Raw genomic sequence first — 12,443 nt, 5'->3', positions numbered from 1 at the left:
CTTTTATTTTTTCTGTGATCCTTTTTTCTGAGCGGGCGCAAGAAGTTCAAGCTTATCAGAGGCATAATACGTGTAGCCTTTTTCGGTGCAGTAATCATCGATCTTACTGATAAGTTTGCTATCTGTGGTGTATTCAAGCAGGTAAACATCTTTGCCGTAACCGCTGACGAGATCGACATAATCCTGAAAATAGGCGGTCTCGGAGCTATCGTTTGATGTGAAAGTCTCGTCGTCCCAGTTTATTTTGCTGAAGATCGTTTCCTGATTTTCAGCGTCCATGATGCTGTCAAGTTCGGAATTTCGCTTTCCATACTCGGTAACATAAGCATCTCCGCCGTTGATGATCACATAGGTATCAAGATTTTTGAAGCCTTTCAGAATATTCGTCACACCGTCGAAGATCTCATCGTTAGGGTAGTGGTAGTAAACGTCGGTGTTGTCAACGAACAAACCGTCAACGCCTTTGCCTACGATGTCGACCGCCAGTTCATCCACCACAAAACTCTGCCATTCAGCCTTTGAAACATCGACCCATCGTTCTTCCTCCCAGTTCTCGTATACTCCCAGGGTGATGCCTTCGTAATCCTTGTAATAGGGGCGGAAATCCTCAACTGAACCGAGATTGATGTAGCTGTACACCGTGTGCCCTGATTCTTTCAGGGCGGATATCTCTTCGGTGGTGAAATACTGCGCATCGATAACGACCTTTTCATATTCTTCCATGTACTTCACATCATCGGGTGAAGCTCCTAAAAATACGCCGTAGCGGTACTTTATCCCGCTGTCGCTGCCGCAGGCGGATGTCATCATCGTCATTGCAAAACAGCATATTGCTGTGCTGAGAAAGGCTTTTTTATGTAATTTGATCAAAATCCCTTTTCCTTTCGTATTTCCTTGAAATGCTCAAATTCCTTGGTAAGGTCTGCGATGCATGCTTCAAGCCCCTCAGCTGAATATTCCTCCGAAAACTGTGCTACAAGCTCCTCTGTTACATCGAAGCACTTGGTGCCGTACCACACATCGACTTTCAGCTCTTTCTTTTCATCTGACTTTTTCGGCGTTATGCGATAGTTGAAATTTGTATAAAGACTGCCCGTCCAGATGTTGCCTTCCTCAAAAAAATAGAAGGTAGGCAGGTCAAAATATCCGTGAAGCATTGATCTTCCTCCTAATGTTGATGGTTTTATATTATTAAATTATATCATATTCCCGGGTGAAAATCAACCCCGATAGTTTAGTTAGTTCTTGAACGTTCGGTCAGAACTTTCCCAATTAAAGGTGACACATTTCCTCTGTCATTACTTACAGACTGTATCAGTCGGCGCATTTATACAATTTAATTACGTAAATGATTTAAATAAATGAAATTTTATTTGACAAAATGTGAATGAATGTGTTATAATTAATTAGTATATTTCAACAGACTATCACTAAAAAAAGTTCATTCATAATGGAGGTGCCATACTGAGTGTTAAAACGTAAAACCGCACCTGTCAAAAATAATAAACATAATCTGGCGCCGCTTATACTATGTATAGCCTGCGTACTAATAAATCTTTCGTTCAATAATCTGGTTTCCAGGGTTGAACTGCCTGTATCGCTTTATCTTGATACCATAGGGACTGTGCTTGCTGCTGTCCTCGGCGGTACGCTCCCCGGCGTACTTGTGGGATTTGCCACTAATTTCATCATCAGCTTTTCACAGCCTTCTTCGTTGTATTACGGCGTTATAAACGTGATGATAGCAGTTGCCGCCTCATATCTTTCCGAACGCAAAAAGCTTAAAAAGCCCAGCGGACTTTTAGCCCTTGCACTGTCGCTGACCTTGATCTCAGGTATATTCGGTGCTGTTATACCCTGGTATATGGACGGACTTGCCCTTGACAGTGAATCTCTTTCCGGTGAGATCAATAAAACAGGTTTTGTCGGACCTTTTATTTCTTATATGATATCCAACACTGCCACGAACTTTTTAGATAAGACCCTCACAGTCATTATCGCAGAGCTTATTTATCGGCTTATACCCGTAAAATTCAGCAGTATGTTCAGGTTCACCGGCTGGAAGCAGACTCCCACAACCGGAGTTGAAGTCATAGAAATGGACAGGTCAGATAACCGCGCTGTTTCCATGCGTATAAAAATGCTGATAGTTCTGCTGATATCCCTTTCGACTGTGGCGGCTGTGGGTACTTACATAAGTGTAAGGGTATACTACAAATCAATGATCAACCAGCATATCGCCATAGCGCAGGGAACTGCCAAGCTTGCGGCTAAAGAGCTGGACGGCGATAAGATCGAGGGATTTTTCACATCTGGCGGAGATACAGAGGAATACCGCGAAGCTCATCAGCTGCTTGAAGATATCCTTTACAGCTCTCCCGAGATAAAATACCTGTATGTCTACCGAATGGAATTCGATGGATTTCATGTGGTATTCGATGTCGAAACAGATGATACCCCCGCAGATGTGATAGGAGATGTTCTGCCCTATGATTCAGGATTTGAACCGTATATGCCGGAACTTATGGCAGGAGAGCCTGTGGAACCTATAATCACCGATGACGAGTACGGTCATTTGCTTACGGCTTCAGAGCCTGTTTACGATTCAGAAGGTAAATGCCAGTGTTATGCCATCGCTGATGTTGATGTAGAAATGCTTATCAAGAATAAGCACAACTTCCTTACGGAGATGATATCCGTCTTTTTCAGTTTCCTTATAATCATATGTGCATTTGTCATCTGGCTGACGGATTATCATATCATCTTCCCGTTGAGATCCATAACTATGCAAATAGATAAGATATCAAAGTCAGGTAATGACCAGGAAACCCTTGACGACGATGTCAGGAAGATAAGACGACTTAAGATACATACCGGTGATGAGATAGAACAGCTTTATCAGTCATTGTGTACCATGACCCTCAATCAGTCTGAACAGATGCGAAGCATACGCAGGCTTTCGGATTCCACATTGAAGATGCAGGACGGTCTTATCATAACCATGGCGGATATGGTGGAAAACCGCGATTCCGATACTGGCGATCATATCCAGAAGACAGCGGCTTATGTCAGGATAATAGTTAGCGGTCTTAAAGAAAAGGGCTACTATGCCGAAAAGATAACACCGAAATTCATGTCAGACGTTGTGCGTTCAGCACCTCTCCATGATGTGGGTAAGATAAATATCCCCGATGGCGTTCTCAACAAGCCGGGAAAGCTTACACCTGAGGAATATGAGATCATGAAGACCCATACAACCGCAGGCAAAAAGATAATGGAACACGCCATTGAAACTGTCGAGGGTGACAGCTATCTGAAAGAAGCGAGAAATATGGCGGCTTACCACCACGAACGCTGGGACGGAAAGGGTTATCCTGAGGGGCTCCACGGTGAGGTGATACCGCTTTCCGCAAGGATAATGGCAGTGGCAGATGTTTTCGATGCCCTGACTTCACCCCGTGTGTATAAGCCGGCATTCCCGTTGGATAAGGCTCTTTCCATAATCGAAGAAGGAAACGGCACTCAGTTCGACCCCAAATGTGTTGAGGCGTTTATGGATTCTCTTGATGAAGTCAAGAAGGTACTCAGAAAGTATGATCAAGTATAAGGGAGGTTCATCATGCATACAGTGATAATTATCCTTATTGCCGCAGCCGCAGCAGGTCTGCTGGTGTGGCTGATCATGATGGCTTTCGTTATACGCCGACAGACAGAAGAGCTTTCAAAAGCAAAGGCGGAGGTCATGGCAGCCAATGCCGCAAAGACAAGGTTCCTTGCAAATATATCCCATGAGCTGCTCACACCTGTAAATACTATTGTCGGCATGAACGAGATGGCTATGAGAGAAAATGCAGAGAATGTCCCTACCCAGTACTTCATGTCGATAATGAACTACTGTTTTGATATCAGAGATGCCTCCGAATCCCTTGTGGCTCTCATCAACGATCTTCTTGCCATGTCGGATATCGAATCCGGTAAGGCTCATCTTGAAGAGCAGGAGTATGATACAAAGGATATGCTCCGCTCGCTGATAAACAAAGTACAGGGCAGATGTTCTGAAAAAGACCTGTATTTCAAGGCTGATATAGATGAACTGCTGCCCTCAGAGATGTACGGCGATACTGACAAGATAACACAGATACTTACAAATCTTCTCTCCAATGCAGCGAAATATACCGATGTAGGGGGCGTGGTGTTCACTGTTTCGATGCTTGAAAGAGAGAACAATATCTGCAAGATAAGCTATTCCGTTAGGGATACGGGAAAAGGTCTTACTCCCGAAGAAAAAGAAAAGATCTTCGCCGTGTATGAGCGTCTTGATGAAACAGCGATAAACCAGAAGACTGCCACAGGCCTGGGATTGGATATATCACGAAAATTTGCTGAGATGATGGGAGGAGAACTTGTCTGCAAAAGTGAATACGGCAAGGGTGCGGAGTTCATACTTACCATTCCACAGAAAATGATAGATCAGACCCCTGTTGGAGATATAACGGGTCCCCGCGGCATTGCGGGGAGAGGCCCTTATATCCCGCAGTTCATTGCTCCCGATGCTGATATACTTGTTATCGACAACGATCCCATGAGCCTGAAGATAATCAAGGGTCTGCTGAAAGATACCGATGTTTTCGTATCCTCAGCCTCAAGTATCGAGGACTGCATCGACAGGATAAAGGATACACTTTTCAGCGTGGTATTCATCGACCAGATGCTTATCCCCGAAAACGCCGCTGAGATAATAAAAAAGATGCGCACCAAAAATCCTGACCTGCCGATATATCTGCTGACATCAAATTCAGCTTCAAGGGAGATGTACTATACAGCCATAGGCTTTACAGGATATCTTCCCAAACCTGTTGACGGTGTGACCCTTGAAAGGACTATACTAAAACATATCCCACCCAGAATCAAGCAGGATCCGCCTGAAACGCAGGATAACGCCGAACCAAGGGAAATGCCCTGGGATCTGGGTTGGCTGAACGATACCGAGGGCATTTCAGCCGCTGACGGCATCAGAAATTCGGGCGGTATACAGACCTATATCACAGCACTTAGAATGTTTGCAGCGACTATAGATAATAATATAAAGACTATCCGCGGGCTGTATGAAAACAATGATATGATGCATCTTAATGTCAAGATACATTCCATGAGCCGTTCAGCCAGGATAATCGGTGCACTGGAGCTTTCAAGGTTCGGGGATGAGATGGAAAGAGCCGCCCACAGCGAAGACAGAGAATTTATCGATGCCAATATAAATGAGTTTCTGAGAATGTACGGAGCCTACAAAGATAAACTCAGCAGACTGAACTGATTATGTCTATCCGAAGGAGTTGTAGCAAATGATCGAGCTTATAAGAGATCATCAATTGAATATAATGCTTTTTCTATGCGGTTCCTGCGGTATACTTATCATGCTGCTGCTGCTGACAAGGTCTATCACCAAACGCCGCAAGAGGGATATAATCCTTATGGAGGTCATAGCCCTGTTCCTGCTGTGGTTCGATAGGCTGGCGTACATATACGCAGGCGATGAGACCATGACAGGTTATTATATGGTCAGGATAAGCAATTTTATGGTATTTTTCCTGACACCGGCAGTGGTCTTCGGTTTTTACAGATATCTTGGCGGTATCCTTACAGAAGAAGCTCAGCTTGAAGAACTGCCGAAGCGAATGAAAATAGTTGGAGCAGTAACCGTCCTTGGAATGATACTTGCAGTTGTGGCGGCACTGACAGACCTATACTACTATTTTGATGAAAGCAACCTATATCACAGGGGCAATGGTTTCCTTATAGCCTATATTACTCCTGTGATCACTCCTGTGATACTCTACACGGTCATAGTTCAGCACAGAGCACTTTTCAGCAGGCAGATGTTCATCACACTGACCCTGTACCTTTTTGTGCCGATAATCTGCGGGATTCTGCAGATATTCATATACGGCATATCCATAGTGAATATGTCTATGGTGGCTGTGTCTGTATCCCTATATATATCCACTTATATCGATATCAATGATACAGTCGAGCGAATGCACGAGCTGGAGATAGAGTATATGCAGAGTGAGCAGAAGCGAATGCAGAAGATATTTGACCAGACTGCTACAGCTTTCGTTTCCGCCGTTGAGAAAAAGGACGACTATCTTAAAGGCAATGCGGTGCGTGTGGCAGAGTATGCCAGAATGATAGCCAAAATGAGCGGGAAAAGCGAAGAGTGCTGCGAAAAAGCCTACTATGCAGCACTTTTACATGACGTGGGACTTATAGGCATCCCCGACCGTGTAATAAATAACAATTCGCCTGATACAGCTGACAGGGAACTTATAAAGCAAAAGCCGATCATCGGCAGAGAGATACTTTCATGTATAACTGAGTATCCCTATCTCGGTATAGCCGCTTATTACAGCCACGAAAGGTACAATGGCACAGGCTATCCCGAGGGTCTTAAAGGCACCGATATCCCGGAGATAGCAAGGATAGTTGCCGTGGCTGACGCCTATGTTACCATGACCACCAAGAAAAGGTACCGCGGCGCACGTCCCGATTTTGTAGCCCGCGAAGCATTTGTAAAGGGTTCGGGTGAACAGTTTGATCCCGCCTTTGCTGAGATAATGGTGAAAATAATCGATAAGAACATAAAAAATGATTCGGGGGAAGGAAGACCTGTGATGGAAACTTCTTTGTCCTGCGGCATATATCGCGACAAAGTTTCCCTTGGCGTATCTGTTGAAAGCGATACCAAGATAATCAGCTTTGACTGTGTGCCAAACAAAGACGGCGATAATGTGTTCAGCGCTCCCTCCATAATCCTTTTCGATTCATTTGATGACCGTGTGCACCGCAACGAGAAGACCATAAGGGAATACCACTACTTTGAGTACGGCGAATTCTGGTTTGATGAACATATGATATCCACTGGCACCCGCAGAATAGAAGTGACAAAAATGGATAAAAAGGAAAATGCGGGAGGAAGCAGGTACAATGTCACAGCGGCTAAGTATGAGGATCATATCCGCCTTGTGATGGGCAGTCCCGAACTCACCAAGGAGATAATTATCGCCCTGCCTGATGGTTCAAGGTCGGCATACATAGGCATAACAGGTGAGCACTGCGATATCTCTGATATAAGAGTTGAGACTACAGGATTTACCGTTTCCGATGGTGATATCCCGAGGATAGCCAAAACCATCAGCTATACCGACCATCTGGAATCCGATATGAAGAATATCCAGATAGACCGCACAAGGTCGGTATCCACTGATGGCATTGAGATAGACTGCAAATTCAGGCTTGCTTTTCATACCATGAGCTTGCCCGGCGCAAATCTTATATGGCACTGCCCTTATATAGTGCTGTTTTATTCGGATGACGGCACGGTAAATGGTGCCAATTACCTTGAATACGCCCTTATTAAATTGAATGGCGAGAACGAGGAGATAAACAGCCTTGGGCAGAACAGTTTCAGTGTGAAAAAGAAAGAGGATTTTCCCGGTTGGGACGTGTGGAAAGAGAACAATCGTAAAGGAATGGAATGTGAAGTGAACTTTGAACGCAGAGATAACAGGATAATTGTCAGAACGAATAATCTTGGCATCGAGATAGAGTGCATAACCACAGTTGACCGTTCTGCAAAGGTGTATGCCGCACTGACAGGAGATCAGGTAGCGCTGACTGATATTAGATTCTTATAAATAGCAAAAAACGCTGAAAGGTCTGTTCCGAAAAACGGGGCAGACTTTTTGCTTAAAACTTTACAGCAGGGAATATGATATCGTTAATTATTAATTTATATTTTCTTCAAAAAAGTATTGATATTATGTCAAGAATATGTTATAATTATAGTATTAAGTTGAGTGATACATCGGATCTTCAGCTCAACGGTCAGACAGTCTTTCTGCGAGGGAAAATGGTATGATAAAAAAGATAAGGAATAATTTGCAATATCTGTACCAATACGTATATGATTCGACTATTGATATAAAAAAGCGCTCGTTTCTTCTATTTTCAGCTGTCGTGCTCTTTGCACTGCTTGCGGCGATACCCTGCGGGCTCATCATGCACGAACCGCTGACAGCTACTTTATCGACTATTGCAGGTACATTGTTCTTCTTCTCTTACATCAGCTACGCTATACGCAGGCAGAGGATAGACCGCGCAAGAAAAGTGATCTCTTTCATACTTGTGTTTATCTTCTTGCCTTCCATGTTTTTCACAAACGGTGGTGAAGCAGGGGGTACGCCCATATGGCTTATGCTTGGCACGATCTATATTGCACTTATACTTGATGGCAGATTCAGGATAGCTATGCTGATTATGAACGCGGCAGTTACTGCGATCACATGGACAATAGGCTACTGTAACCAAGATCTTGTCATCAGCTATTCGAGAGAGGGAAACTATTTTGACACTTTAGCCGCTTTTTTCATTGTGGGCAGCGTTATTTATATACTGATAATTTTCCAGAGCAATCTGTTCAGCAAGGAAGAAGAAAACAAGACCATGCACCGTATGTTTGAGCAGACAGCAACGGCGCTGGTAAACGCTATCGATGCCAAGGATACCTACACTCACGGTCATTCTGCCAGAGTAGCAGAGTATTCAAAAAAGATAGCTCAGGAATACGGCAAAAGCAGGAAAGAGTGCGAAGAGATATACTTCACCGCACTGCTGCACGATGTTGGAAAAATAGGTGTCCCCAGTGATATAATCAATAAGGTGGGCAAGCTTACCGATGAGGAGTACGAGATAATTAAACAGCATCCTGCATTGGGCGCTCAGATACTTGAAAGCATTCACGAATGTCCATATCTTGTGACGGGAGCTATGTATCATCATGAGAGGTATGACGGCAAGGGTTATCCGAAAAATCTCAAAGGCACTGATATCCCGGAGACAGCAAGGATAATCGCCGTTGCGGATGCCTATGATGCTATGACTTCAAAACGTAGCTACCGTGACGCTATACCTCAGCATATTGTCCGTGAGGAACTTGTAAAGGGTTTGAGAACTCAGTTCGATCCCGAATTTGCCAAGATTATGATCCGCCTTATCGACCTCGACAGCGAATACGAGATGCAGGAAAGGATAGCAGGCTCAAACATGACAGCTCCACTGGGTATCCACTGCGGAACTATCTATGATAACTGTACTGACGGTGTTGTCATCACAAGAAAGAAAGCTTCTATTAGTTTTTGCAGTCTTCCTGATAAAGGTTTCACTGCTGAGGATTGTATACCCACCCTTGTGATATTTGATTCTCTTGACGGCCGAGTTCATCCGGGCGAGGAAAAAAACAAGGATGTTCTTTACTATGAATACGCCAGGATAAAGCTTGACGGTACTGTCACAGCAAATGGCGTTAGAGAGCACCGATACAAAGACTGCGGAGAGAACGAAAATAGTGTTCCCGAAACGGCAGAGGAATCTTATTTTGTTGAAGCTGTACGAAACCGTGACCATGTTCTTGTGAAAGTGACCACACGCAGGAAGATATTTGAAGTCGTTCTGGCTCTGCCTGATACTTCGAGGTATGCCCATGTATCTATAAGCGGTCAGCACTGTGAGATACACAATATCACGGTTGAGACCGACGAGCATGAAACGCCTGCTGAAGTTATCCCGCGTATAGCTGAGGAAATATCCTACACGAAGAATTGTCCCACAGGGGATGTACCAAATGTTGAGGTTGACGGTCCAAGACTTTCCAGTTCAAAGGGTATACCGATACTTGACGGCATGACGCTTTCATTCCACACCATGAGCTATCAGACGGCACGCCTTGTATGGCACTGTCCTTATTTCTGTCTTTTCTATTCATCTGACGGAAATGTATACGGCAGCGAGTACCGCGAATATCTGCTTTTGAAGCTCAACGGAGAAAACTGGGATTCTGCCGAAGATGTTGACAATAAGATAACCGTAGAGCAGAAAAATGATTTTGAAGGCTGGACAGCCTGGCTTGAAAAGAACAAGCTGGGCATCGACTGCACCGTTACCATAAAGAGGGTAGATAACAAGATCATAATGCAGACCGAAAATCTCGGCATTGCCTTACACAGCGTATCAACCATCAACGACGGAACAAAAGATATTTTCGTTGCCCTGACAGGCGACCAGTGTGCAATTTCCGATATCCGCGTAAAAAGAAACTGAATATACAAAAAATACGGGACGGCCAAAGCGGTCGTCCCGTATCTTTTATGCAATTGATATTATTGTGAATATGCTATTACTTGATAGTAACACTTACAGCGTTCTTGATAGCATTGGCAGTATCCCACTTGCCGTTAACTCTTGCGGCGATAGCTACCTTGTAGCTCATGCCGGGAGTAAGGTTCTTGGGAGTTACATAGCTGTTTGTGGTGATATTGGAGGTCTGGACTCTCCATTTACCTGCAAGATATACAGCGATGCCGTACTTGTCAGCGCCCTGTACCTTATCCCAGATGAACTGTACCTGATGATACTTCGTACTGTAATTTACCTTGATGTTTTTAGGATAAGTATCTTTCTGAGGATCGTTGTTACCTCCGTTGTTTCCGCCGTTTGTGTAAAGATCAACAGGAAGCTCGTCGAGAGTTATGCAGTAGTCGCTCTGGTAGATCTTTTTCAGCTCGTCCATGTCCTGATATTCGGGTCCGAGGAAAGGCACACCGCCGTCCTCACCGCCGTCATACCAAGGGCAGAAATACAGCCAGCCTGCGTCCTCGACCATCAGGTTATCAACAGCGGGGATGGTGTCATTTTCCGCCATAGCGATCATCTTCTTGCCGCCTGTCAGCGCATACAGCGAATCGAACTTTGAGGCTATAGCCAGAAGATTGGGTCCACTGTTTTTGCCGTCGCCGCGGTTGTACTGAACATTGTACTTGTCGTAAGCTACGATATCAACATACTCATCGCCGGGATACCATGTTGCGGAATTTGAATAGTCATAGCTGTTGAATTCCCAGATGAGGTTGTGCAGACCGTATTCCTCGGTGAGAGTTTTGTACAGAAGCTTCCAGATCTCCTTATAGGTCTCTGCGCCTCTGTCGCCCCACCAGAACCATGCTGTGCCGTCGGAGTAATTGCCCTCATTGCCCTGTGCCTCATGGAGAGGTCTCCAGATAACGGGAACGCCTGCATCCTGAAGCTTCAGCAGCTGCTCAGCAAGGTCTTTCATAGCTAGCTGGAAGTATTCATACTCCTTAGTGCCCTTAACTACGACATTTCTTGTATCAAAGCTCATGGAACCCTCGCCGCTCTGATAGTTCTTGTAGCTGCACTGCTGCCAGCCCACAGGTTCTCCGAGTACATAGTTGTCAAAATCCTTGGGGATATTTATGTGCCACGAAGCGGTGATGATACCGTTTCTCTTGGTTGCCCACTCGATGCAGCGCTCGGTAGTGCCGTCGTCCCAGCCGTACAGCGGATTGTAGTTCATGAAATCTACGCCCCTGATAGCAGGAACTTTGCCTGTCAGGTCTTCCAGATATTCATTCTCCCACTCGTAGTTATTGCTGTGACCGCCACCGTAGATCTCCTGCTGTCCTGCGATTATATGGCTGCCGTAAACGCTCTTCAGGTACTTCATCAGCGACTTAGCCTCAGGTGTAGCATTCTTGTCAGACAGCTCATCGGTAGCAACCGAATAATCGTGCTTTGGGGTAACACTTACAGTCACCTTATCGATAGCCATATACCCGTATTCGTTGATGAACTCGATGGTGTTCTCGCCCTTGTTCAGGCGGAAGCTTCCGAAGTTGAAATCAGTCCATTCCTCGGAATAAGGCATATTCATCATACGCTTAACACCGTTTACCTTAACGGATTCCATTCTGCCGTTTTTATCCAGTGTCTGGGCAGTTCTTGCTGTGATGGTGTACATACCGTCCTCGGGAACATTAACAGTGAATGAAGCACCACTGTTAGTCAGGTAGAAAAATCCCTTACCCGAACTGTTTTTTGGTGACGGACCGTAGTTCTGTGTCCACAGTGAAGCGCCCTCCATGTCTTCGCCTTCGATTACGAATGGGAAAGTATCGGCAGCAGAACTTGAACCTGCAGCATTTACAGGCATAACTGCCGACATCGAGGCAGATGCAACTGCGCATACTGCCAAAGCTGAGATAGCTTTTTTCAGATAGTTTTTCATGATCATATACCCTCCTCAAAATATCTTGTAAAATCTCGTAAATACTCGCGAAATCTCAGTATTTCATAAAGTTATGTTCAAGAAATGAACCAAGTTATGGATGATCCAAAGCATTGAATGCCGGATTTAACGTTATCAGGGTATAGCAAACAAAACGTCTTGAGAGATCTGTTTTGACAGCCTTGATGCGACCCATATCCGTTACGGCAGCAAACCTCCTCTGTCCAACGGGATCATTCGTCACGTGAAGTCCCAACTTCCTTCGTTCTGCCTATCCATAACAGGGCGTCGGCGCAGCTCCATT

The 12,443-nt window shown here is 44.9% G+C and carries 7 protein-coding genes; 4 read left to right on the top strand and 3 right to left on the bottom strand.

What is annotated here, in order from left to right; all coding sequences use genetic code 11:
* Nucleotides 1-3: 3 nt before the first annotated feature.
* Nucleotides 4-816: an endo alpha-1,4 polygalactosaminidase gene (locus tag BM265_RS16175; protein WP_074963039.1), complete on the bottom strand. Its 813-nt coding sequence runs from the start codon at nt 814-816 to the stop codon at nt 4-6.
* Between the two features lie 50 nt (nt 817-866).
* On the bottom strand, nt 867-1,157 hold the full coding sequence (locus BM265_RS16170; RefSeq protein ID WP_074963028.1) for a hypothetical protein: 291 nt from the start codon (nt 1,155-1,157) through the stop codon (nt 867-869).
* Nucleotides 1,158-1,468: 311 nt separating this feature from the next.
* Here BM265_RS16170 and BM265_RS16165 point away from each other — a divergent pair, with 311 nt between their 5' ends.
* From BM265_RS16165 to BM265_RS16150, 4 genes are all read left to right on the top strand, one after another.
* Entirely contained in the window at nt 1,469-3,607 is a 2,139-nt protein-coding gene (locus BM265_RS16165) for an HD-GYP domain-containing protein (RefSeq protein WP_074963027.1), read from the top strand.
* Between the two features lie 12 nt (nt 3,608-3,619).
* Entirely contained in the window at nt 3,620-5,314 is a 1,695-nt protein-coding gene (locus BM265_RS16160; RefSeq protein WP_074963026.1) for an ATP-binding response regulator, read from the top strand.
* A 28-nt stretch (nt 5,315-5,342) separates the two neighbouring features.
* Nucleotides 5,343-7,694: an HD domain-containing phosphohydrolase gene (locus BM265_RS16155; RefSeq protein WP_074963025.1), complete on the top strand. Its 2,352-nt coding sequence runs from the start codon at nt 5,343-5,345 to the stop codon at nt 7,692-7,694.
* A 322-nt stretch (nt 7,695-8,016) separates the two neighbouring features.
* Nucleotides 8,017-10,155 (top strand): HD-GYP domain-containing protein, encoded by a 2,139-nt coding sequence (locus tag BM265_RS16150; protein WP_242940875.1) that lies wholly within the window; start codon nt 8,017-8,019, stop codon nt 10,153-10,155.
* A gap of 76 nt (nt 10,156-10,231) precedes the next feature.
* Here BM265_RS16150 and BM265_RS16145 read toward each other — a convergent pair whose 3' ends face one another.
* Nucleotides 10,232-12,139: a glycosyl hydrolase gene (locus tag BM265_RS16145; RefSeq protein WP_074963038.1), complete on the bottom strand. Its 1,908-nt coding sequence runs from the start codon at nt 12,137-12,139 to the stop codon at nt 10,232-10,234.
* Nucleotides 12,140-12,443 lie beyond the last annotated feature (304 nt).

It is taken from the genome of Hominimerdicola alba (assembly GCF_900112155.1).
GTDB lineage: Bacteria > Bacillota > Clostridia > Oscillospirales > Ruminococcaceae > Hominimerdicola > Hominimerdicola alba_D.
Note: the sequence above shows the minus strand (reverse complement) of the source record. Positions and strands in the feature narration are given on the sequence as shown.

Coding starts and splice junctions, on each gene's coding strand:
- BM265_RS16170 (WP_074963028.1), bottom strand. CDS start 1,157: ATGCTTCACGGATATTTTGACCTGCCTACCTTCTATTTTTTTGAGGAA.
- BM265_RS16145 (WP_074963038.1), bottom strand. CDS start 12,139: ATGAAAAACTATCTGAAAAAAGCTATCTCAGCTTTGGCAGTATGCGCA.
- BM265_RS16175 (WP_074963039.1), bottom strand. CDS start 816: ATGACGATGATGACATCCGCCTGCGGCAGCGACAGCGGGATAAAGTAC.
- BM265_RS16155 (WP_074963025.1), top strand. CDS start 5,343: ATGATCGAGCTTATAAGAGATCATCAATTGAATATAATGCTTTTTCTA.
- BM265_RS16160 (WP_074963026.1), top strand. CDS start 3,620: ATGCATACAGTGATAATTATCCTTATTGCCGCAGCCGCAGCAGGTCTG.